This is a genomic window from Herpetosiphon geysericola (assembly GCF_001306135.1).
GTDB classification, from domain to species: Bacteria; Chloroflexota; Chloroflexia; order Chloroflexales; family Herpetosiphonaceae; genus Herpetosiphon; species Herpetosiphon geysericola.
Genome location: NZ_LGKP01000025.1, coordinates 290446 through 312641, shown reverse-complemented (window position 1 = coordinate 312641; position 22196 = coordinate 290446). Strand labels below are relative to the sequence as shown.

Sequence of the window (22196 nt, the reverse complement as noted above, 5' to 3'; positions counted from 1 at the left end):
TTAAAAAGAGTAGTTGAGCGAGGATTAACGTCGTCAGAATTGCTAGCCAAAGCTAGGCGATGTTCTGGTATAATGTCACGCTAGACTGCCTTCGTTGGCGATAGTTAAAGATCGATTAAATAGCATATACTTTGGAGATCGTGTGAAAGTCACAACTGAACAATTACCAAAGCGCATTGTTGCGCTTGAGATCGAGCCAGACGCAGCGACGATAGAAAAAGAGTTGAACAAAGCCGCCCAACGGATTGCCAGCAAGGTTGCGATTCCAGGCTTCCGCAAGGGTAAGGCTCCTCGCTTTATCGTTGAAAATTATTACGGCAAGGCCGCGATTTTAGAAGAAGCTACCGACGAAATTATTAATGTGGCCTTCCGCGCTGCCCTCGATCAAGAAAAAATTACGCCAGTTGCCCAAGCTTCATTGGAAAAAGTCGAAGCTGAACCATTCCGCTTCCGCATTTTGGTTCCCGTCGAGCCAGAAGTTAACTTGCCCGATTACAAGGCGATCACGGTTGACTTGACTGAAGAACCAGTGACCGATGCAACCTTGGAAGTGGCGTTGGATCAAGCTCGTGAAAAACACGTCGTGTTAAGCGCTCCCGAAGGCGAGCCAGAAGCAGGCGAAGGCGATCAATTGACCGCTACCGTCCAAACTTTGGTCGATGGCGTGCCATTGCACAAACTCGATGCTGATGACGACGACGACGATGACGACGATGACGACGATGACGATGATGACGATGATGACGATGATGACGATGATGACGATGATGACGATGATGACGACGATGACGATGATGACGATGACGATGACGATGATGACGATGACGATGATGACGACGATGACGATGATGAAGGCGAACCAACGACCTTAATCATGGAAGAACGTCGAATCGTGCCTGAACTCTATGCAGGCTTGAAAGGCATCAAAGCTGGTGAAACCCGCGAAATTAGCGCTCACCTGCCAGCCGATCATCCAGATGCCCGGGTTGCAGACAAAGATGTTGTCTTCAAAGTAACCGTCAGCGAAATTCAAAATCGCCAATTGCCAGCTTGGGAAGAACTTCCAGGCTTGGAAGAATTCGAAGGCGACTTGGATGCCTACAAGGCCGACCTGATGGATCGCTTGGTCAAGAATTCAAGCGAACATCATCGCCGCAACGTTTTGAATAAATACCTCGAAGAAGTTGTTGCTGCAACCACCTTCGATGTGCCCGATGCCTTGGTGGCAGATCGCGCCCACGAATTGCTCCACGAGCAAGTTGAATCGTTGGCCCGCTATGGCATCAACATGGAGCAATATTTGCAAATCGTTGGCAAAACCCACGACGAAGCAGTCCAAGAATTGTTGCCCCGTGGCGAAGAAAGCCTGAAATCGTCGTTGGTTGTGCGCAAAATCGTTGAAGCCGAAGGCTTGAGCGTCGATGATAGCGAAGTCAATGCCGAAATCGAACGTATCTTGAACGATTTCCCTGATGCGCAACGTGGCCCAACCCGCCGCCGACTCGAAAAAGAGTTGCGCTCGCAAGTTGCTGGCTCGTTGCTCGACAAGAAATTGCAAGATCGCTTGGTCGAATTGGCAACTGGCAGCAGCGCTGCTTAATTCAGCTCGCAAACGGCCCCTTGTCCAAGCAATTGGGCGAGGGGCGTTTTTGTTTAAAGTCAAAAATCAAAAATCAAAAGGCAGAAGGCAAAAGGCAAAAGCCTATAGCCTATAGCCCATAGCCTGCGTACACTTCGCGCTCTTCGCGTCCTTGGCGGTTTCAGGCTTCTTGGCCTTCGTGGATCAATAATGCAATTCCTATGTTCTATGTTCTATGCTCTCTGTTCTTCTGGCTGCTGCCTTTTGCGGTGGTTTTCTTGTACAATGCAAAGGAATCGCAACCGAATTAGCAGCAAGATTGGAGATTGGCATGGCTAGTTTGAGTGAAGCAATTGGCGCAATCATCAAACGCAAACGCACCCGCGACCGCTTGACCCAGAACGACTTAGGCGCAAAAGTTGGGGTTTCTGGCTCGTATATTAGCGCAGTTGAGGCAGGCAATACCTCGCCGCGGATTGCAGAAGTCGAAGGCGTAGCCCAAGTGTTCCGCACCACCGCCTTGGAAATGATCAGCGAAGCAGCCTCGTCCGAAACCAAAATCTACTCCGATTCGCGGCGCGAACAAGAGGCGCTACTTTCAATTTTCACCACGCTCAGCCCCGATAGGCGTCAACAAGTCTATGAGTTTGTGCTTTTTCAGCGCGATTTGCAAGATCGCAACGATGATAAGCGCAACAATTAACCCAATTGATGGTCAAGAATCTGCTTGTAAGTGCCCCGCATGAGGCAAGCCTCGCTTGGGTGTTTTGGCACAGCAGCGCTTGATATGCTATGATGCGCCTCGCAACGAAGCAGCATCCGCACAAATACCCACAGGATTTTCCCTCAAAGCCTAGACCGATACAAGGAGGTTTTGCTTGGCAAAAGCAAAAAAAGCCGATAAGAAAATTGGGGTTATGGTTGGGCGTGAATGGTCGTGGCCACCGGCATTTATCGAGGAAGTCAACCGCCGCAATCTTGGCGTAACTGCCGAATATTTGCAATTGGGCGGCACTGCCATGAACGAGCCGAGTGAGTACGCTGTAATCGTTGATCGCATCTCCCACGAAATCCCCTACTATCGAACCTATCTCAAAAATGCTGTGCTTCAAGGCACGGTTGTCGTCAATAATCCATTTTGGTGGAGCGCTGACGATAAGTTTTTTGGCGCATCACTTTCCGATGCAATCGGGGTCAAGCATCCGCGAACCATCGCCTTGCCATCACATTCATATGTCGAGGGCGTGGTCGATGAATCGCTGCGCAATTTGATTTACCCGATTCCGTGGGAAGCGCATGTCGAGGCCGTCGGCGGCTTTCCGGTTATTCTCAAGCCAGCGTGGGGCGGTGGCTTCAAGCAGGTGTTCAAGCTCTACAACTACGATCAGTTGTACGATGCCTATAACACCACTGGCACCGAATGTATGATGCTGCAAGAGTGCATCGAATGGGAAAAATATGCCCGCGTGATGTGTATTGGCAAAGAGCATTTTATGGTGATGAAGTTTGATGCCAATGCGCCATGGCCACATCGCTATTTCCACGAGCCTGGCTTCCTCACCCCAGAAGAAGGCCAACAGGTATTGGATGGGGCGCGCAAGCTCAACGAAGCGCTTGGCTACGATATGAACACGGTTGAGTTTGCAATTAAAGATGGCATTGCCTATGCAATCGATTTTACCAATCCAGCTCCCGACATGGATATTAATTCGTTGACCGACCACTACTTTCCGTGGGTGGTCAACGCTATGGCCGATATGTGTATCGATTATGCCTTAGGTAAACGCAAACAATCCAAAGTTACCTATCAATGGAACTCGTTGCTCACCGCGAGTAGCAAACCCAAAGCTCGTTCAACCACAACCAGTGAATAAGAATGGTTAAGCAAGCGCGAGCATAGCCGCTTTCTATTTGGCTATGCTCGTTGCTGCGATTGATGGAGCGGCCTATGTTAGAGCAAGCGATTCGTGATTATCACGCCCTCCTCACGCCCGATCTCGCGCGCGCTTCCCAAGAACGTCTCACCAGCCTGCAACAACAAGAAAATCTTTTTTTTGGCACCCGTCCGTTGTGCAATGTCTTGCGCCCGCATTTTCTCAGCGTTGAGCAAGCGAGCTTAATTAGCTCAGTTTCGCAATTGGTCGCCGAAGCAGCCCGCAGCGTAGTGGAATATGCCTTGCGCACGCCCACGGTGCTCAATCTGCTGGCCTTAACCGAGGGCGAACAACGCTTAATTAGCTATGAGCCTGGTTACCGCGAGTTGAGCGTTTCTTCGCGGCTGGATTCATTTTTAACCAGCGATAGCAGCTCGTTCCAATTTGTTGAATATAACGCCGAAAGCCCAGCCGCCATCGCCTACGAGGATATTCTTTCGCAGGTGTTTGAGCAATTACCAATTATGCAGGAGTTTCAGCGCCACTATCAGGTTACAAGTTTGCCAGCCCGCCAGCGCTTGTTGGAAGCATTTTTGGCAATTTATCGCGAATGGGGCGGCACCGACGAGCCACAGATTGCGATTGTCGATTGGCATGGCTTGCCAACCCTCTCTGAGTTTCAATTATTCCAGCAATACTTTGGCGAGCATGGCTTGAAAACCGTGATTTGTGCGCCAGAAGAATTGCGCTATCACGCTGGCACGCTGTATGCCAATGATACGCCAGTTAACTTTGTGTATAAACGCTTATTGACCAGTGAGTTTTTGCAGCGCTTGGGCAACGAAGCCTTCGAGCACCCATTAACTCAGGCCTATCGCGATGGAGCGATTTGCTTGGCCAATAACTTTCGCGCCAAATTGCTGCACAAAAAAATGATCTTCGGCTTACTCTCAGATCCAGCGATTACTAGTGCAGCGGGCATTAGCCAAACCACCCAGCAACAGCTGGCCCAGCACATTCCATGGACGCGGCGGGTCGCGGCGGGACGCACCGATTATGCTGGCAACGAAGTTGAATTGCTTGAATTTATCAAGCAAAACCGCGATCGGCTGCTGCTCAAACCCAATGACGATTACGGCGGCCATGGGATTACGATTGGCTGGGAAACCGAGGCCGAAGCTTGGGATGCGGCAGTTGAGCATGCGTTAACTGAGCCATTTGTGGTTCAAGAGCGGGTGGTCATCGCCTACGAAGATTATCCAGCTATGGTTGATGGCCAATTGCAGATTAGCCAGCGCTTAGTTGATACCGATCCATTTTTATTTGGCACCGAAGTTCAAGGCTGTCTGACGCGTTTATCGACCGTGACCTTGTTGAATGTGACCGCAGGCGGCGGCTCAACCACCCCAACCTTTCAGGTTGCGAAGCAAGGCTAAATCTCAGCGTAGACAAGCACCAAAACATCAACTATCCTAATGGGCATTACCACAGGCAGCAACCCACCAACAGCCCACTATCAACTGACACACCAACGGGGGAGCTTATGGAATATCGTGATCCGGGGCATCCAAACTTTCCGTTTACGATTGGGATCGAAGAAGAATATCAAATTATCGATCCTGAAACCCGCGAATTGAAGTCGTACATCACTCAAATTCTTGACGAAGGTCAGTTGATTTTACGCGAACAGATGAAGCCCGAAATGCACCAATCGATTGTCGAGGTGGGCACGCACGTCTGTCGCACAGTCGATGAAGCTCGCAACGAAATTATTCGCTTGCGTGGGGCGATTGGCAGTTTGGCTGCTAGCAAAGGCCTGCGGATTGCCGCCGCTGGCACGCACCCATTTTCGTCGTGGCAAAAGCAAGATATTTATCCCCACGAGCGCTATTATGGCGTGATTGAGGAGATGCAAGAGGCAGCGCGGCGTTTGTTGATTTTCGGCATGCATGTGCACATCGGGATGCCCGATAACGAAACCTGCATCGAAATTATGAACGTAGCGCGCTACTTTCTGCCGCATTTGTTGGCGCTTTCAACCTCATCGCCCTTTTGGATGGGCCGCAAAACTGGCTTTCAATCGTATCGCTCGATCATCTTCACCAACTTCCCACGCACCGGCATTCCCGACACCTTCCAATCGTATGCTGAATTTGAGCAATATATCAACATTTTGCTCAAAACCCATAGCATCGACAATGGCAAAAAAGTGTGGTGGGATGCGCGGCCACACCCGATGTTTGGCACGCTGGAAGTGCGGATTTGCGACATTGCCACCAAGGTCGATGAAGCGATTATGATTGCTGGCTTGATTCAAGCGATTTTTGTCAAAATTTATAGCTTGTTCCGCCAAAATCAAACCTTCCGCGTCTACAGCCGCGCCTTGATCAACGAGAACAAATGGCGCGCTGCCCGCTACGGAATGGGTGGCAAGTTGATCGATTTTGGCAAGCGCGAAGAGCTATCAGCCCATGATCTTATGGTCGAGTTGCGCGAGTTTGTCGACGATGTGGTTGATGACCTTGGTTCGCGGGCAGCAATTGATTATATTGACCAAGTGCTCAAACATGGCACCAGTGCCGAGCGCCAGTTGCGAACCTATGAAGAAACTGGCGATATTAAAGCCGTGGTCGATCAGCTGATTCGCGAAACCATGGAAGGCGTGCCAATTGACCAAGCCACTCAAGAAGTGAGTGGCTAAAGCCGCGCTCCTCGCCAGCCCTCTCTACCTTCCAACGGGCGAGAGGGCTGAGTGAGGGAAAGCCATGAGCAACACCAAACTCAAAACGCTCCATCCTATGCTTGTGCTGAACCATCTTCTTGGCATCTGGCGAGCCCTTTCAATCGTGTTCGCTATTCTACTCACCATCGAGTATAGCGATTCAGCAGCTCGCCAAGGAGCAGATTTGAAGCAGGATTGTTGCAAGGATGCAGCTAAAAAGCCAAGAGCAGCGCCGCAGCACTGCTCAAACGATCGATTACCTAAATGTCAGTTTTAGTTTGAATGCTTGATAAGGCTGCACTCACACCACCCCGTGGCGCTATTGCGCAGAATTGCTCTTGGCTAACGCCTCTCACCGCACCAGCTACGAGCCGAGGTAGCGCCTCTCACCGCACTACCAACAAACCCCTTATCAGTAACTCAGACCTCCTTGATTGTCGATGTTGATGGTTTCCAAAGTTCTTCGCTCACGTAGGAGTATAGCAGCGAGCAAGCCTAAAAAACTCGCAAAAAAGTCGCAGCTTTCGCAACGTTCCTGCGACTTTTGCTCCAGCAAGCACACGAAGGCTATTGGGATTATGTCCACGAAGAGCACGAAGGGCACGAAGGACGGAAACCGCGAAGGACGCGAAGCGCACGAAGATTTCTTAGCCACGAATTGCACGAATTGCACGAATTATCCTTCTAACCCCCGACCCCTAGCCCCCGATGGCTCTGTTCTCTGCTCTATGTTCTATGCTCTTCCTTTCACCCTTGGAATGACCTGTGCTATACTGCTGAGTAACGCAATGCTGCAACGAGTGTAGATCGTGGAAGTTCTGGAGGGCGCGATGAGGCTCCTGTCGGTTAGTGACGAAGTAGTTAGCATGTTGCAAACATCGGCGCTGCACCAACGTGTAGGGGCGATCGATGCGATTGTCGGCTGTGGTGATTTACCACCAAGTTACCTTGAGTATCTTGTTTCAATGCTCAACGTTCCCTGCTTTTACGTTAACGGCAATCATGATGCACCTGAGCAACATGAAGACGGCAGAGTTTCGACCAAACCACAGGGCTGCGATAACCTCGATTTGCGGGTTGAAATGGTGAATGGGCTATTAATCGCTGGGGCTGGCGGCGTGTTACGCTATCGCCCAGGCGAACATCAATATAGCGAAGCAGAATGGGCTTGGCGCATGACCATGCTCAGCGCCCGGGTCTTTTTTGCCCAAATGCGCCATCGCCAGCGGCTGGATGTGTTAATTACCCACACGCCACCAGCAGGCTTGCACGATGGCATCGGCGCTCATCGCGGGCCGCAAGCGCTACGGCGCTTTATTGATCGAATTGCACCACGTTATCTTATCCATGGCCATGTGCATTTAAATTATGGCTATGGCGACCAACGGCCTTTGCAATATGGTGATACACTAATTGTAAATACCCATGGCTATCGCTTGCTCGATATTGAACCAATGGCGGCCTTGAGCAACGCCAGAGCCAGTTAATGATTTCAAGGTTGAACAGTATGCAATGACGCTCCCAATGGGGAGCGTTTTTTTCTTTGGGAGCCAGCAATGCTAACGTATTTGGTAACATTAACCATTATCGTCGATCGGGCAATCTATGAACCACATTTGCCTGATCATTTAGCATATTTGGCCCAGCTCAAAGCCGCTGGCCACTTGTTGCTCTCTGGCCCCGCCACCGACCGTCGGGGTGGCTTTGTCTTATTGCAGGCCGATTCGTTGGCAGCTGCAAGAGATCTTGTCGAAGAAGACCCATTAGTAGCACGAGGCTTGGATTCCTACGAGATTCGCGAATGGCGGATCACCGAGGGCCAGCCCCAGCAGATTGTTCCATCGTGGTAACAACAACAATCTAGCAAACACACAACGGTGTCATATCAGGCCAAGCTCGCCGACACCAAGGAGGAACTTAAGATGGGCTACAATCAATGGATCGATCAGCAAGTTGATAGTGATTTCCAAAAAGCGCGATTTAGCGCCTTTCTGAATGCCATAAAAGCGCGGTTGCGCGACGAACCCCAAACCCTTTTGCCATTTGAAGAGGTTCGCGCCCGCCTGAATATTCGCAGCCAAACCGACCGTGGCATGCAAATCGTACCCTTGGCTTCAATTATTGGTAGCGAAGGTCGCTATAGCGATTTCGACCGCCAGTTTTTGCCGCGTCACGAAGTAACCAAAGCCCGTTGGAAAAACGTTGATCGGGCGCATTATAGCGATGTATTGCTGCCGCCAATCGAGCTCTATCAAATTGGCGAGGTTTATTTTGTGCGCGATGGCAATCATCGAGTTTCAGTTGCCCGCCAACAAGGCCAAGATTTTATCGATGCCCATGTCATCGAATTGCTGAGCGATGTGCCAATCAAGCCCAGCATGACCCAAAATGAATTAAATCAATTGGAAGAACGCTCAGATTTTTTGGAATGGACAAATTTGGCCCAGTTACGGCCAGAAGCCCAATTTATTGAGCTAACCAAGCCCAGCGGCTATTTAGATTTGATTCGGCATATCAACGGCCATCGCTATTTCAAATCGTTGGAGCTTGGCGAAGACCCAAGCAGCGAAGAGGCGATTTTAAGCTGGTACGACAATATTTATAAACCCTTGATCGACGAAATTTATGATACTGGCATTTTGGCGGCCTTCCCTGAACGCACCGCCACCGACTTGTATCTGTGGATTATGGATCACCGCCATTATCTGACCCAAACCGAGGGGATTGATCCCGGCCCGAAAACCGCCGCGATCGACTATACCCGCCATTATGGCGAGCGCAAAAATCGGGTTAAATTGCCTGATCCACCAAGTGCGGTTGAAGTAGAATTTTTGCATTGGAGCAAGCTTAATCTATTGCGCCAAGATGTGCGCATTCCGCTCAGCAACGACAACGATTATGCCCGCATCAAATTGCATGTGATCGATCATCAATATTTTATGGGCAAAGATCTTGATCGCGAAGTGACCTTCGAGGAAGCGGTGCAAAGCTGGTACGACACGGTGTATCGCCCAGTGACCCAAGCAATTGCCCAGCAACACATTGGCGAAATGTTTCCCAAGCATACGATTGGCGATTTATATTTGCTGATCACCGATTACTTGCATATGCTGCGCGGTCAGGGCGTGGAAATTCAGGCGGTGCAAGCAGCCCGCGAATATGCAGAACGCTTTGGCAGCGAACGCAGCGCCTTTTTGACTGGCATACTTCATCGGGCACGACGCTTGATGAAACGGGCCTTTGCAACAACTTAGTTACACAGTTATGACCTAATTTTCAGCATTGAAGCCCTGGTTGTGCGCTATAATGACCCCACAGGATAGCCCAACCATGGGCTTTTTGTTTGAGTAGGTTCCATGCAAATAGCTTTAGTTCACGATTATTTGAATCAATATGGTGGCGCGGAACGGGTGCTCGAAGTGTTGCACGCCATGTTTCCGCAAGCCCCAATCTATACATCAATTTACGATGCCGAGGCCATGCCCAACGAATATCGCAGTTGGGATATTCGCACCTCGTTTATGCAAAAGCTCCCAGGCTGGCGCAAACATTTTCGTAAATACTTCTTGCTCTATCCCAGCGCGTTCGAGCATTTCGACCTCAGCGCCTACGATTTGGTTATTAGCTCATCGAGCGCCTATGCCAAGGGCGTCATTACCAAGCCCGGCGCGCGCCATTTGTGCTATTGCCACACCCCAATGCGCTTTGCTTGGCGCACCGACGATTATGTCAAACGCGAGCAAATTAGCGGCATCTTTGGGGCGATTCTGCCCTTCTTTCTGACCTATTTGCGCCTGTGGGATGTGCAATCGTCGGCGCGGGTTGATCGTTTTATTGCCAACTCGCGCACTGTTGCCGATCGAATTGGCCATTTCTACAAACGCCCTTCGACGATCATCACGCCACCAGTTGAGTTGCAGCCATTCGCGCCACAACCAGTCGAAGATTTTTATTTGGCAGGCGGACGGCTCGTGCCCTACAAACGGCTTGATTTGGCGATCAAAGCTTGTACCAAGCTTGGCTTGCCCTTGGTGATTTTTGGTGATGGCCGCGATCGGGCCGAACTGGAAAAAGTCGCTGGCCCAAGCGTGCGCTTCGTCGGCAAAGTTGATGATGCAAGTTTGCGCAGTTTGTATGCTCGCTGTCGCGCCTACTTAATGCCAGGCGAAGAAGATGCAGGCATTCAGCCGCTCGAAGCCATGGGCGCAGGCCGCCCAGTCATCGCCTACAAAGCAGGTGGCGCACTCGATAGCGTGATCGAAGGCCAAACTGGACGCTTCTTCAGCCAACAAACGGTCGAAGATTTAGCCAACGCCATCCTTGCCAGCCAAAACGATCACTACGATCCAGCGGCAATTCGTGCTCATGCCGAGCAATTTGCCCGCCCAGCCTTCGAGGCCCGCATTCGCGCCGAAATTGAAACGCTCTTGAGCTAAGTAAGAACAGAGAACAGAGAGCATACAACATAGCCTTGGTTGAAGGATGAATGATGAGGGATGAAGGATGAACATTAGAACAGAGCACAGAGAGCATAGAACATAGAACATAACCATCGGGGGTTAGGGCTAGGGGTCGGGGGTTAGAAGAATAATTAGTGAAATTCGTGCAATTTGTGGCTAAGAAATCTTCGCGATCTTCGCGTGCTTCGCGGTTTCAGCCCTTCGTGACCTTCGTGTCCTTCGTGGATCAAAAGGATAAATTATGGAATTACGCCGATATTTTGCGATTGTCCAACGTTCGTGGTGGCTGGTACTCGGTGTGCCGCTGCTCGTGCTGTTGGTGTCGCTGCTCAGCTTTCAGCCTGATCCACAGCGCTATCGGGCTAACGCCAAGTTTGCCATTACTCACGCGCCAGTTGGCGGCAACGAGGTGCTGCCCGATATGAATATTTACAATTCGTGGCAAAGCACCCAATTCATTGTTGATGATTTGCCTGGAGTCGTGCGATCCGAAGCCTTTGCCCAAGCAGTCAGCACTTGGATTGCCAGCAATCGCAATCTGCAACTCGACGCTGGCGCAGTTAAAGGCATGATCACGGCGGTTGAGCAAGAACATCGCATTGCCACAATTCTGGTCGATGCTGATACCGCCGATCAAGCCACGGCGATTGCTGCTGGCAGCATTGCGGTGCTCGACGAACAAGGCTTGCAATGGTGGAATCGGGCGCAATGGGGCACGTTGGCGGTCGAAACCCTCGAATTGCCAACCACGGCTACCGCCCTCAGTCGCTGGCCGCAGCCAATCACCCGTTTGGCCTTGCGCTTAGTTTTGGCCTTGGTGGCCGGATTTGGCTTGGCCTTCTTGCGTCACTACCTCGACCGTACCGTGCGCGAACCAAGCGATTTGGCCCAGTTGAATGTGCCAGTGCTCAGCGCTATTCCAAAGGAGTCGTAATGCTTCGACCACAAGATTACTTGGCAATTTTGCTCCGGCGCTGGTGGGTGATTGTGCTAATTGGCTTTGCTAGCGCCGCTGCGGCCTATGGATTTAGCAAATTGCAAACACCCTTGTATCGCGCCCAAACCACCTATAATGTGATCACCAGCCGCTATGATCAGGGCTTGACGATGCAATTGCCCAGCGTCATGGGCAACTGGCCTGGCCAATTGACCGATGCGCGCTTGCAGGAAATTAGCAACCAATTGCAATTGGATCGCACGCCCGATTATTTGCGCAAATATATTGCAATTCAGCCGCAGCCCGATCAATTACTGCTGACGATCAACGTTGATTATCCTGATCCGAAAAAGGCAGTTGAATTGGCTGATGCCTTGGGCGAAACGCTCAAAAGCGAAGTTGCTGGCTTGAATGCACTGCGCTTGAGCACCGATGCAATTAATATTCGCGTTCAGCAGCCAGCCAAATATATTGAGTTAGCCTCGCCAAAAACCAAAATCAATGTGTTGGCTGGCGGGATTTTGGGCGGCATCATCGGCATTTTGGTGGCCTTTGCGCTGGAATATTTCGACGATCGGATCAAATCTAACAACGATATTGAACGCTGGACAGGCCTGCCAACCTTGGGCAGCATTCCCGAACACTAAGCGTCGGCCTGAGCCAACCAACTAGATAGAGGTATTATTGTGGCATTAGATTTAATCACGTTGCGCGATCCACGGGCCGCCGCCGCTGAAGCCTATCGCACCTTGCGCACCAATATTCAATTTTCATCGATTGAGCGCAAATTGCATACGATTTTGGTCACCAGCAGCGTGCCCGACGAAGATAAAAGCGTTGCCTTGGCTAATTTGGCTGTTACCTTTGCCCAAGCAGAGCAGCGAGTGATTGTGCTCGATTGCGATTTGCGGCGGCCTAGCTTGCACAGCTTGTTTGGCGTAAGCAACGATCGTGGCCTGAGCCAAGCGATGAGCCAAAACAGCGATTTGCCACTGCTCAAAACCGAAATTGATGGCTTGCAACTGTTGCCAGCAGGCGCAACCCCGCCCAGCCCCGCAGATTTGCTTAGCTCCAAGCGCTTCGATAGCATGCTGCGCGATCTTAAGCAGCAAGCAGATATTGTGTTAATCGATGCGCCGCCAGTGTTGGCCGCCAGCGATGCAGCCTTGTTGGCCACCAAAGTCGATGGGGTGGTGCTGGTGACACGGGCTGGCAAAACGCGCCGCGATAGTGCTCGCGAAGCTGTGGCCTTGTTGCAACGGGTCAATGCGCATTTGGTTGGGGTGGTTTTGACCAACGCCAAACTGGAACGCGAACGCTACGCTCGCTATTAAGTAATTAGAATCCTGCTCTAATTAACAAGCAGAGTCTATCTATTATCAATTGTATCCAGCAGTCCTTATTTGGATCGCCACCCTTCCGTCCCTCCGCCGGAGGGAAACGCAGGGGGTTTGCAGCCCCCTGCACCCCCAAATATTTACGTGCTAGATTGTCAATCCTCTTCTGCTCAATCCGAACTGTTGAGTTTACGAGGGAATAGATCAGCCTATTGAGTTAATCTAAGAGGGTTTTGGTTAATCTGCTCCAACATTCTGTACCTGCTATTACCCGCGTTTGGAGCGTCGTATGTGTGGCATCACGGGCCATCTCGAATGGCATGGCATGGCTCAGGCTGCAATTCTTGAGCAACAAACCGAGGCAATTCGCCATCGCGGGCCGGATAGTGCAGGCTTTTTTTGGGTTAATCAGGTTGCGCTGGGCATGCGCCGCTTGGCAATTATTGACCTTGCGCATGGCGCGCAACCGATGTTCAGCCGCGATGCTGATTTGGCGTTGGTGTTCAACGGTGAGATTTATAATTTTCAAGCTTTGCGCCAGCAATTGCAGCAGCTTGGCCAAACCTTCGATAGCCACAGCGATACCGAAGTGATTGTACGCGGCATCGAGCAATGGGGGATTAAAGGTTGTGTTGAGCGTTTGAATGGCATGTTTGCCTTGGCGATTTGGCAACAGCAAGCCCAACGGCTCACACTGGTACGCGATCGGCTGGGCATCAAGCCACTCTACTGGTATGCAGATGGCCAGCGCTTGGTCTTTGGCTCGGAGATCAAGGCGATTTTGGCGCATCCGGCAGTACCACGCCAAATTAATCTCCACGGCTTGGCCAACTACCTCAGTTTTGGCCATAGCCTCGCGCCACAAACCATGCTCCAACATATTTACAAAGTCGAGCCAGCCCATATTCTGACTTGGGATGTTGCCAATCGAACGATGCAAAACCAACGCTATTGGCACTTGCAGCCCACCATCACGCCAATTGCGCCTGCCGAAGCTGCCGCCGAAGTGTATAGCCGTTTGCGCGAGGCTGTGCGCTTGCAGCTGATTAGCGATGTGCCGCTGGGCGCGTTTCTCAGCGGTGGCCTCGATTCAAGCATTATCGTGGGCTTGATGAGCCGCTTGGGAGCTGAGCCAATCAATACATTTAGCGTTGGCTTTGCCAATCAGCAAGGCTTTAATGAGTTGCCCGATGCGGCCTTAGTGGCGCAGCATTTTGGCACTAAACACCACGAATTAGTGCTCGATGCCAACGATTTGGTTGGCGCTTTGCAAACCTTGGTCTATCACTACGACGAGCCATTTGGTGATGCCGCAGGCTTGCCGGTCTATCTCGTTTCGCGTTTTGCCCGCGAACATGTCAAAGTGGTGCTGACGGGCGAAGGCAGCGATGAACAATGGGCTGGCTATCGGCGCTATCAAGCTGAATTACTCGCCCGGATGTTGCAATATGTGCCTGGCCACCAAGCGCTTGGCGCGCTGATTCGCCAATTGCCACGCAACCGCCGCTTGAAACAAGCAATCCGCAGTTTAGAGCAACGTGATCCTGCTCGGCGCTATGCTGCCTGGCTCACAATTGCCGATCTTCAGCAGCGCCAGCGGTTGCTGCAACCGCAGTTGAGTGCAGCGCTTGGTGATTATGCGCCGGAGCAAATCTACGATCAGATGTATCCCCGCAGCGGCGCAGCCTTGACCAACATGGGCTTGGCTGATTTGCAAACCTGGTTGCCTGATACCTATTTGGAAAAAGTTGATAAGGCTTCGATGGCCGCCAGCATTGAGGCGCGCGTGCCGTTTCTCGACCATACGTTGGTTGAATGGACGATGAATTTGCCGAATAGCTTAAAATTGCGTGGTCGCCAAACCAAGTGGTTGCTGCGCCAAGCATTTGGTGAAATGCTGCCGCAACGCACGCTGCGCAAGCCCAAACATGGCTTTGCAGTGCCAACCGATCCGTGGTTTCGCGGCGCACTGAGCAACTGGACAGCAGAAATTTTGTTTGATCAACGCACTTTGGCGCGAGGTTTGTTCAACGCCCACGAAGTCCGGCGCATCTACCAAGCTCATCGTGATGGAAAAGAAGTCGCCGACACCTTATTGTGGCTATTGCTCAACCTCGAACTGTGGCAACGGATCTATCTTGATCGCGAGGGACGGCTATGAATCAACCGTTGGTGTTGCATATTGCCACTGCCGATATGGGCTTGCGCTTTTTGCTGCTCGAACAGCTGCAGGCAATTCAGCATGCAGGCTATCAGGTGCGCGGCGTTGCCAGCGATGGCCCGTATCGCACTGAAGTCGAGGCCGCTGGGATTCCGGTTGAAGTGGTAACCATGCCGCGCTCAGTCACGCCAACGAGTGATTTAGTTGCCATCGCCAAGTTGGTGCGGTTGTTTCGCCAACTTAAACCAACGATTGTGCACACCCATAATCCCAAGCCTGGCTTGCTTGGCCAGCTAGCAGCGCGGCTTGCAGGCGTGCCAATTATTATCAACACGATTCATGGCTTTTATTTTCATGAACATTCGAGCGCCAAGCAACGGAACTTTTACATTGCAATGGAAAAAATCGCCGCCCGCTGTTCGCATGCGATTCTCTCGCAAAATCGCGAAGATCTGGCCACAGCCGTAGCAGCCAAAATCGCACGCCCAGAGCAAATTAGCCTGTTGGGCAATGGGATTAATCTCAATGTCTTTGATCGTCGGGCGGTTAGCCAAACCGAGGTTACAGCAGCTCGCCAAGCCTTGGGTATTCCCGCCGATGCACAGGTGATTGGCGCGGTTGGGCGCTTGGTGGCCGAAAAAGGCTATCATGAGTTGTTTCGGGCTTGCCAAAAGCTGATGGCAACGAGGCCAAATCTGCATTTGCTGGTGGTTGGACCAGAAGAACCACATAAAGCCGATGGCCTAACCGCCGCAACTGCCGCAGAATATGGCATTGCTGAACGCAGCCATTTTGCAGGGATGCGCCGCGATATGCCAGTGCTCTATCACTTGATGGATGTATTGGCTCATCCCTCGTATCGTGAGGGCTTTCCGCGGGCGCCGATGGAAGCTAGCGCGATGGGCGTGCCAATCGTGGCTAGCGCTATTCGTGGCTGCCGCGAAACCGTGGCCCATGGCCTAAATGGAATGTTGGTGCCAGTGCGCGATGCTGCGGCCTTAGCCCAGAGCCTTGGCCGCATCCTCGATGATCGGGTTTTGCGCGCGGCGTTTGGCAAATTAGCTCGCCAATTTGCCGAGCGTGAGTTTGATCAACAACGGGTCTTTGAGCGGGTGCTGTTGAGCTATACTGAGCAATTGCACGCCCGTGGCCTCGCCGTGCCAGCGCCAATTCAGCATTAATCGTGGCCTTGAATATATTTGGGTAGCATTTGCTCCCAATATGGCCAATCGTGGGCCCAGCCATCCCAAACCCGCAAGGCATTGCCCACCCCGTGATTCCACAAATTATCCGAAAGCACTTGGTTGCTGTGGTAGCTAGGATCGTCACGGCCAATCGCCAAAATAATATCAAGCTGGCGCAAATGGGCTAGTTGGTTGGCATCGTGCAAATGGGCCGTGTACTCGGTCGGCGTGTTGAAATAAACCTGATCATCGCTATAGCCATCCATAAATGAACGCATATTGTAGCGACCACTCAAGCCCAAGCAACGCCGAAACAGGTGGGGGTGGCGCAAGGCAAGATTCACCGCGTGAAAGGCCCCGAACGAGCAGCCAAGGCTCATCAAAAATTGATTTTGATTGAAATTACGCAGCCACGGCACAACTTCGCCGATCAAATACTGCTCATATTGCAGATGACGGCCAATACGCCCGCTAGGATGCGCCCATTTGCAATACCAACTTTCAGCATCAACGCTATCAACACAAATTAATTGCAGCCAACCACGCTCAAGGTGCTCGGCCAAAAGCCCGGTCATACCACGATCTTCAAACTCGAAAAAACGCCCCATTGAGGTTGGAAAAACCAAGACTGGCGCACCATGATGGCCAAACAACAGGAGTTCCATGTCGCGGCCAAGCGCTGAACTATGCCAACGATGATATGAACGATGCATCGGCGTTCCTCACACTGAGAACCATCACAGCGAGTATAGCATGAACCAGCCTTTGAGGCTTAACAAAAATCATAAAGCAGCCTAGAATAGGCCAAACATGCTGTGAGCAAAGGATTTCGCGCCCATGGATTTAACCACTACAATGCCTGCCAACCCAGTCGAAAAAGCTGGCTATCGCTTAGAATTTCAGGATGAATTTAACAGCCCGAGTCTTGATCAAGCCAAATGGTTGCCGTTTTATTTGCCGCAATGGAGTTCGCGTGAGCGTTCAGCGCCGCGTTATCAATTGGTCAGTAGCAGTTTAGTGCTCGAAATTCAGGCCGATCAAGCGCCGTGGTGTCCCGAGTTCGATGGCCAAACTCGCTGCTCGTCGTTGCAAACGGGGGTGTTTGGCGGAGCCTTGGGCAGCCCATTCGGCCAACATCGCTTCAACCAAGCCTGCGTCGTGCGCGAGCTGCAAGATTCGATGCGAACTTACACGCCGCAGTATGGCTATTTTGAAATGCGCGCCAAAGCCACAATTGGACCAAATAACGTGGTAGCCTTGTGGATGATTGGCTTCGAGGATCAGCCTGAACATTCCGGCGAGCTAGCAATTATGGAGATCAAAGGCTGGAATATTGGTGATGCGGGCTTGAAATTAGGCTATGGCGTGCATCCTTGGGGCGATTCGCAACTCACTGACGAGTTTTTTGAGGATGACGTAGCGCTTGATGTGGGCGATTATCATATTTATGCTGCCGAATGGACACCCAGCCAGATCGATATTTACCTTGATAATCGTCAATTGCGCACGATTCAGCAATCGCCCAACTATCCAATGCAATTTATGCTCGGGATTTACGATTTGCCGCAGCGCCAATCAAGCACAGTCGCTTATCCTCACACATTTGAGATCGATTATGTGCGCGGGTATGAATCATTGAATGGATATTAAATTCAATTAATTTCGCCACCCTTCCGTCCCGCTGCTGGCGGGAGACGCAGGGGGTTTTCATCCCCCTGCACCCCCTAATATTTGTTTGCTGGATTATTATTGTTTTCACTGCTAGCGACTAATCCCTGACCTCTCGTTTGCCACCCTTCGCGTTCTTGGTGCGCTTCGCGGTTCCTGAACCCTGAACCCTGAACCCTCGCGCCTGACTACTAGACTCTCTTTTCGCCATCCTTCCGTCCCGCCGCCGGCGGGAGACGCAGGGGGTTTTCATCCCCCTGCACCCCTAATATTCATTTTGTAGATTGTTGCTGTGCTTCCTTAACCCCTACGTTTTGAACCCTTCGTGGTTCTGGTTTAGCCAACATCGAATCCCCGATGCCCTGTTTTCGTGTAATTAGTGGAATTCGTGGCTAAAAACTAGGCTTTATCGGCTTCTTCTTTGCGCAACCGATGTTTGTCGATGATGCCAGTGGCGATAAAGCTGGTGCGTTCGCCAATGTTAATCGTGCGGTCGGCGATGCGCTCAAGGTTATGGGCAATCCACAAATAATACATTGCACGCTCAACATGGTCGGGCTGGCTGCGCATGGTGGCAAACGTCCAAGCCAAGGTCTCGCGATATAGCCCATCAATCTCATCGTCGGAGAGTTCGAGCCGCTCTGCTGCTTGGGGATCGCGATTGTGCAAGGCATCGAGGGCATCGCGCAACATGGCTTGGGCCTTCAAGGCCATGGTTTTAATTTGCGGGGGCTGGGCCAATTGCGGCAATTCAATACAGCGAATCACCAATTCGGCGATGCCCTCTGCATAATCGCCAATGCGCTCCAGCTCCGAGGCCAGCTCCAAAAACATGCTGACCACCCGCAGGTCGCGGGCCATGGGCTGTTGGCGGGTGATGACGCTCAGGGCGTTGGTTTCAATCTGATAGCGCAACTCATCAATCACATTATCGTTGGCGATAACTTGGCGAGCAAAAATCGGCTCGTTGCGTTCAAGCGACCACAACGCATCGCGCACGGCCAAAGCAACCCGATTGCCCATATCACGAATCTGGCCTTCTAGCTCGGCCAAGGCATGCAGAAAACGTTCGCGCATTCGAACCTCGCAGCCACGTGGTGGCAGATATACAAGAGCAACGAACATTGTCCGTTGCTCATTGCTCGATGTAGCAGCCTATTGGCAAATTAGCCAAAGCGTCCAGTGATGTAATCTTCGGTGCGTTTGTCTTTGGGGTTGGTGAATAAATCGCCGGTTGGGCCGTATTCGACCAACTCGCCTGCTCGTTGATCGTTCATCAAAAAGAAGGCCGTGTAATCGGAGGCACGAGCTGCTTGTTGCATATTGTGGGTCACAATTGCAATCGTATAGCGTTGGCGCAACTCCATCATCAACTCCTCGATTTTCAAGGTGCTGATGGGGTCGAGCGCCGAACATGGCTCGTCCATCAAAATAACTTCTGGCTCGACGGCCAAGGCGCGAGCAATACACAAGCGCTGTTGCTGGCCACCAGAGAGCGCCAAACCACTTTCCTTCAACTTATCCTTCACATCATCCCACAAGGCGGCTTGGCGCAGACAGCGCTCGACCAAATCGTCCATCTCGCTTTTGGTGCCCTTCCAGCCGTTGATCCGTGGGCCAAAGGCAATGTTATCGTAAATGCTTTTGGGAAATGGATTGGGCTTTTGGAAGACCATGCCGATGCGGCGGCGCACTTCGACCGCGTCAACATCGTTAGCATACAAGTTTTGCTCGTGAAACAGCACTTCGCCTTCGACGCGCGCGCCATTGACCAAATCGTTCATGCGGTTGAGCGAGCGCAGCACCGTGCTTTTGCCACAGCCAGAAGGACCGATCAAGGCGGTAATTTTATTGCGTTCGATGTTCAGCGAAACATTATTGATGGCGCGGAATGCCCCATAGTAGACATTCATATTGCGCACAACCAAGGTGTATTGAGCGGTATCAGTTTGTTTCTCGGTCATGGCTTAACCTCGTTTGCTGAAGCGATTGCGTAACACGACGGCAATGGCATTGAGCGATAGCAACATCACCAACAACACCACAATTGCCGAGGCCGCAATATGGGCAAATTCTGGTTGTGGTCGCGATGTCCAGTTGTAAATTTGAATCGGCAGGGCGGTAAATTTGGCAAATGGGCCATCGGGATCGGTCACGATAAAGGTCGACGCACCAACCACAATCAAGGGCGCGGTTTCGCCGATTGCCCGCGAAATTGCCAAAATGGTGCCAGTGAAGATGCCAGGCAAGGCGTTTGGCAACACATGATGCCAAATTGTTTGCCATTTGGTTGCCCCAAGCCCATAGCTTGCTTGGCGCAGCGACAACGGCACAGCCCGAATTGCTTCTTGGCCGTTGATAATCATAATTGGCAAAATCAGCAACATCATCGTGAGCGAGGCAGCCACAATCGTGCGGCCATTGCCACTATCAGCGCCGAACATTCGCCCGCTGGTAATTGGCTCAAGCGTGCGCACAAAAATCACCAAACCAAGCATCCCATAAATAATCGATGGCACGCCAGCCAAATTATTAATATTGGTTTGGATGATGCGGTTAAAGCGATTGTCGGTGGCATACTCTTCGAGGTAAATTGCCGCGCCAACCCCAATTGGGAAGGCAAACAAAATCGTGATTGCGATCATCCACAATGAGCCAAGCAAGGCCGTGCGCACGCCAGCGCGTAACGGGTCGCTCGACATTGGCGTGGTCAAAAAGCTGGTCGAAATCCACGAACGGAATTCAAGCTTCGCTTCGGGAAAATCGCTAGCAACTTGGGCATCGATTGCCGCTTTGTTGAACCACGAATCGCGCAGCGTCCAAGTTTCAAGGGTTTGGGGCTTTAACACCCGTTCAACCACCAAATCGTAGACTTCGCTATCGCTGCGGTTGGCCATGGGTTTTTCGTTTTCCAAGGTGCGAAAGGCGTTCTTGCGCATATTGCCTTGCAACACCGCGACCAACTCATCCTTGTTGAGTTCATCAAGCGGTTTATCGCTGAGCGTCGCTGGATCAACTGCATATTCGATCGCAACATAGCCAAAAACTTCATTGGCGACGTTATAAATCAACAAGCTCAGGGCAATCAAGCCAAAGATGGTTGCCGAAAGAAAGATAGTGCGCCAAATTGCGCCTTTGCGGCGACGGCTAGCTATATTGCGGCGCGACGCTTCACCTTGAGGCAACCCTGATTTAACATCTTCATTCAGTGTTGTCATTATTCGTATACCTCACGGAAGCGGCGTACCAAGCGACGGCTGATCATATTGAGGCCGAGGGTCATCAAGAACAGGGTCAAGCCAATCGCGAAGATACTGTTATAGTCGATGCTGGCATAACTCAAGTCGCCACCGCTAATCCGCGCGATGTGACCAGTCATGGTTTCGGCGGCTTCAAATGGGTTGAAGGTGAAGGTTGGTTTGGCACCAGCCGCCACGGCTACAATCATCGTTTCGCCAACTGCCCGAGAAATTGCTACCACAAAGGCTGCAATAATGCCCGAAATGCCTGCTGGCAACACCACTTTGATTGCGGTTTCAAGGCGGGTTGCGCCTAAGCCATAAGCACCTTCACGCAAGGCCCGTGGCACAGCGCTAAGCGCATCTTCGCTCATCGACGACACCAGCGGGATAATCATAATCCCCATCACCAAGCCTGCTGAAGCCATGTTATAGATATTGACATTGGCTTCACCAAAGACCGACTTGAGCAAGGGAGTCATAAATTTAAGCGCAAAGTAGCCATAAACGACGGTTGGCACGCCTGCGAGGACTTCCAGGACTGGTTTGAGAATGCTGCGAGCGCGGCGCGAAGCGTATTCGCTGAGATAAATTGCCGCAGCGAGGCCGGTTGGCAATGCAATAAACATTGCGATGGTTGAAGTGAGCAACGTTGAGAGCAGCAAGGGCAAAATCCCAAACTCATCAATTTGGGGCGACCAAACCGTGTTGGTCAAAAACTCGACAATGCTGACTTGGCGAAAGAATGCAATTGATTCTGAGCCAAGCACAATCACGATCCCGATGGTTGTGAACATTGAAAGCACGCCACAAAAGAGCAAAAATCCTTGGATGATGTTTTCACCAAGGCGCGACTGCTTTTTCAGGCTAAACGGGCGAGTTGTCTCACGTTGCGAGGTCGTAATACGACGGCTATCCATACCAATACTCACCTTATCGTCCATTGAAACCTCCCGGTTTTGAATCGGGGTTTGTGTAGGTCAACAGGCTGCGGAGCTAAACTCCGCAGCCTGTGCCATGGTACCATAAACCCTT

At 51.5% G+C, this 22196-nt stretch carries 21 protein-coding genes; 16 read left to right on the top strand and 5 right to left on the bottom strand.

Translation table 11 applies throughout. From position 1 onward, the window contains the following. Nucleotides 1-142 precede the first annotated feature (142 nt). The 15 genes from SE18_RS17015 to SE18_RS16945 all read left to right on the top strand — a co-directional run bounded on the left by SE18_RS17015 (nt 143) and on the right by SE18_RS16945 (nt 16251). The gene (locus tag SE18_RS17015; RefSeq protein WP_152976678.1) at nt 143-1600 is read left to right on the top strand and encodes a trigger factor; all 1458 of its coding nucleotides are present in this window, start codon (nt 143-145) and stop codon (nt 1598-1600) included. A gap of 310 nt (nt 1601-1910) precedes the next feature. Beyond that, nucleotides 1911-2282, top strand: a complete 372-nt coding sequence (locus SE18_RS17010) for a helix-turn-helix domain-containing protein (RefSeq protein WP_054535662.1) — start codon at nt 1911-1913, stop codon at nt 2280-2282. A 175-nt stretch (nt 2283-2457) separates the two neighbouring features. After that, a complete protein-coding gene (locus SE18_RS17005) occupies nt 2458-3453 on the top strand; it encodes an ATP-grasp domain-containing protein (protein ID WP_083469970.1) in 996 nt (331 codons plus the stop codon). 74 nt (nt 3454-3527) lie between these two features. Further along, on the top strand, nt 3528-4889 hold the full coding sequence (locus SE18_RS17000; RefSeq protein WP_054535661.1) for a hypothetical protein: 1362 nt from the start codon (nt 3528-3530) through the stop codon (nt 4887-4889). Nucleotides 4890-4996: 107 nt separating this feature from the next. Further along, complete coding sequence (locus SE18_RS16995) at nt 4997-6154, top strand: carboxylate-amine ligase (RefSeq protein WP_054535660.1); 1158 nt, start codon at nt 4997-4999, stop codon at nt 6152-6154. Nucleotides 6155-6218: 64 nt separating this feature from the next. Continuing rightward, nucleotides 6219-6452, top strand: a complete 234-nt coding sequence (locus tag SE18_RS27225; RefSeq protein ID WP_152976677.1) for a hypothetical protein — start codon at nt 6219-6221, stop codon at nt 6450-6452. A gap of 589 nt (nt 6453-7041) precedes the next feature. Beyond that, the gene (locus SE18_RS16985; RefSeq protein ID WP_054535658.1) at nt 7042-7662 is read left to right on the top strand and encodes a metallophosphoesterase family protein; all 621 of its coding nucleotides are present in this window, start codon (nt 7042-7044) and stop codon (nt 7660-7662) included. Nucleotides 7663-7731: 69 nt separating this feature from the next. After that, on the top strand, nt 7732-8025 hold the full coding sequence (locus tag SE18_RS16980; protein ID WP_054535657.1) for a YciI family protein: 294 nt from the start codon (nt 7732-7734) through the stop codon (nt 8023-8025). Between the two features lie 72 nt (nt 8026-8097). Continuing rightward, nucleotides 8098-9429 (top strand): P-loop NTPase family protein, encoded by a 1332-nt coding sequence (locus SE18_RS16975; protein ID WP_054535656.1) that lies wholly within the window; start codon nt 8098-8100, stop codon nt 9427-9429. A gap of 102 nt (nt 9430-9531) precedes the next feature. Continuing rightward, entirely contained in the window at nt 9532-10611 is a 1080-nt protein-coding gene (locus SE18_RS16970) for a glycosyltransferase (protein WP_054535655.1), read from the top strand. 265 nt (nt 10612-10876) lie between these two features. After that, a complete protein-coding gene (locus tag SE18_RS27545) occupies nt 10877-11569 on the top strand; it encodes a YveK family protein (protein ID WP_054535654.1) in 693 nt (230 codons plus the stop codon). Next, nucleotides 11569-12219 carry a YveK family protein gene (locus SE18_RS16960; protein WP_054535653.1) on the top strand — a complete coding sequence of 217 codons (651 nt, stop codon included), beginning with the start codon at nt 11569-11571 and terminating at the stop codon, nt 12217-12219. The genes SE18_RS27545 and SE18_RS16960 overlap by 1 nt, the downstream gene beginning before the upstream one ends. Nucleotides 12220-12258: 39 nt before the next feature. Then, nucleotides 12259-12906 carry a CpsD/CapB family tyrosine-protein kinase gene (locus SE18_RS16955; RefSeq protein WP_054535652.1) on the top strand — a complete coding sequence of 216 codons (648 nt, stop codon included), beginning with the start codon at nt 12259-12261 and terminating at the stop codon, nt 12904-12906. Between the two features lie 292 nt (nt 12907-13198). Then, a complete protein-coding gene (asnB, locus tag SE18_RS16950) occupies nt 13199-15070 on the top strand; it encodes an asparagine synthase (glutamine-hydrolyzing) (RefSeq protein ID WP_054535651.1) in 1872 nt (623 codons plus the stop codon). Then, the gene (locus SE18_RS16945; protein WP_054535650.1) at nt 15067-16251 is read left to right on the top strand and encodes a glycosyltransferase family 4 protein; all 1185 of its coding nucleotides are present in this window, start codon (nt 15067-15069) and stop codon (nt 16249-16251) included. The genes asnB and SE18_RS16945 overlap by 4 nt, the downstream gene beginning before the upstream one ends. Here the strand turns inward: SE18_RS16945 and SE18_RS16940 are convergent. After that, complete coding sequence (locus tag SE18_RS16940) at nt 16248-16967, bottom strand: esterase family protein (protein WP_054535649.1); 720 nt, start codon at nt 16965-16967, stop codon at nt 16248-16250. The genes SE18_RS16945 and SE18_RS16940 overlap by 4 nt on opposite strands. A gap of 124 nt (nt 16968-17091) precedes the next feature. Between SE18_RS16940 and SE18_RS16935 the strand changes: the two genes are divergently transcribed. Continuing rightward, complete coding sequence (locus SE18_RS16935) at nt 17092-17904, top strand: glycoside hydrolase family 16 protein (RefSeq protein WP_054535648.1); 813 nt, start codon at nt 17092-17094, stop codon at nt 17902-17904. Between the two features lie 417 nt (nt 17905-18321). On the opposite strand, the gene phoU is transcribed toward SE18_RS16935, so the two are convergent. The 4 genes from phoU to pstC form a co-directional block, all read right to left on the bottom strand. Next, nucleotides 18322-18999, bottom strand: coding sequence for a phosphate signaling complex protein PhoU (phoU, locus tag SE18_RS16930; protein ID WP_160319521.1), 678 nt, complete (start codon nt 18997-18999; stop codon nt 18322-18324). Between the two features lie 89 nt (nt 19000-19088). Further along, a complete protein-coding gene (gene pstB, locus SE18_RS16925; RefSeq protein ID WP_054535646.1) occupies nt 19089-19886 on the bottom strand; it encodes a phosphate ABC transporter ATP-binding protein PstB in 798 nt (265 codons plus the stop codon). Between the two features lie 3 nt (nt 19887-19889). Beyond that, nucleotides 19890-21140: a phosphate ABC transporter permease PstA gene (gene pstA / locus SE18_RS16920; RefSeq protein WP_054535645.1), complete on the bottom strand. Its 1251-nt coding sequence runs from the start codon at nt 21138-21140 to the stop codon at nt 19890-19892. Then, nucleotides 21140-22081, bottom strand: coding sequence for a phosphate ABC transporter permease subunit PstC (pstC, locus tag SE18_RS16915; RefSeq protein ID WP_054535644.1), 942 nt, complete (start codon nt 22079-22081; stop codon nt 21140-21142). The genes pstA and pstC overlap by 1 nt, the downstream gene beginning before the upstream one ends. Between the last annotated feature and the right edge of the window lie 115 nt (nt 22082-22196).

Excerpts from the sequence above, each read along its gene's own strand:
- asnB (WP_054535651.1), top strand. The coding sequence starts at position 13,199 with ATGTGTGGCATCACGGGCCATCTCGAATGGCATGGCATGGCTCAGGCT.
- SE18_RS16995 (WP_054535660.1), top strand. The coding sequence starts at position 4,997 with ATGGAATATCGTGATCCGGGGCATCCAAACTTTCCGTTTACGATTGGG.
- SE18_RS27225 (WP_152976677.1), top strand. The coding sequence starts at position 6,219 with ATGAGCAACACCAAACTCAAAACGCTCCATCCTATGCTTGTGCTGAAC.
- SE18_RS16935 (WP_054535648.1), top strand. The coding sequence starts at position 17,092 with ATGGATTTAACCACTACAATGCCTGCCAACCCAGTCGAAAAAGCTGGC.
- pstB (WP_054535646.1), bottom strand. The coding sequence starts at position 19,886 with ATGACCGAGAAACAAACTGATACCGCTCAATACACCTTGGTTGTGCGC.
- SE18_RS16945 (WP_054535650.1), top strand. The coding sequence starts at position 15,067 with ATGAATCAACCGTTGGTGTTGCATATTGCCACTGCCGATATGGGCTTG.
- SE18_RS16980 (WP_054535657.1), top strand. The coding sequence starts at position 7,732 with ATGCTAACGTATTTGGTAACATTAACCATTATCGTCGATCGGGCAATC.
- SE18_RS17000 (WP_054535661.1), top strand. The coding sequence starts at position 3,528 with ATGTTAGAGCAAGCGATTCGTGATTATCACGCCCTCCTCACGCCCGAT.
- SE18_RS16960 (WP_054535653.1), top strand. The coding sequence starts at position 11,569 with ATGCTTCGACCACAAGATTACTTGGCAATTTTGCTCCGGCGCTGGTGG.
- SE18_RS27545 (WP_054535654.1), top strand. The coding sequence starts at position 10,877 with ATGGAATTACGCCGATATTTTGCGATTGTCCAACGTTCGTGGTGGCTG.
- SE18_RS16940 (WP_054535649.1), bottom strand. The coding sequence starts at position 16,967 with ATGCATCGTTCATATCATCGTTGGCATAGTTCAGCGCTTGGCCGCGAC.
- pstA (WP_054535645.1), bottom strand. The coding sequence starts at position 21,140 with ATGACAACACTGAATGAAGATGTTAAATCAGGGTTGCCTCAAGGTGAA.
- SE18_RS17010 (WP_054535662.1), top strand. The coding sequence starts at position 1,911 with ATGGCTAGTTTGAGTGAAGCAATTGGCGCAATCATCAAACGCAAACGC.
- SE18_RS16985 (WP_054535658.1), top strand. The coding sequence starts at position 7,042 with ATGTTGCAAACATCGGCGCTGCACCAACGTGTAGGGGCGATCGATGCG.
- pstC (WP_054535644.1), bottom strand. The coding sequence starts at position 22,081 with ATGGATAGCCGTCGTATTACGACCTCGCAACGTGAGACAACTCGCCCG.
- SE18_RS16975 (WP_054535656.1), top strand. The coding sequence starts at position 8,098 with ATGGGCTACAATCAATGGATCGATCAGCAAGTTGATAGTGATTTCCAA.
- SE18_RS16970 (WP_054535655.1), top strand. The coding sequence starts at position 9,532 with ATGCAAATAGCTTTAGTTCACGATTATTTGAATCAATATGGTGGCGCG.
- phoU (WP_160319521.1), bottom strand. The coding sequence starts at position 18,999 with ATGCGCGAACGTTTTCTGCATGCCTTGGCCGAGCTAGAAGGCCAGATT.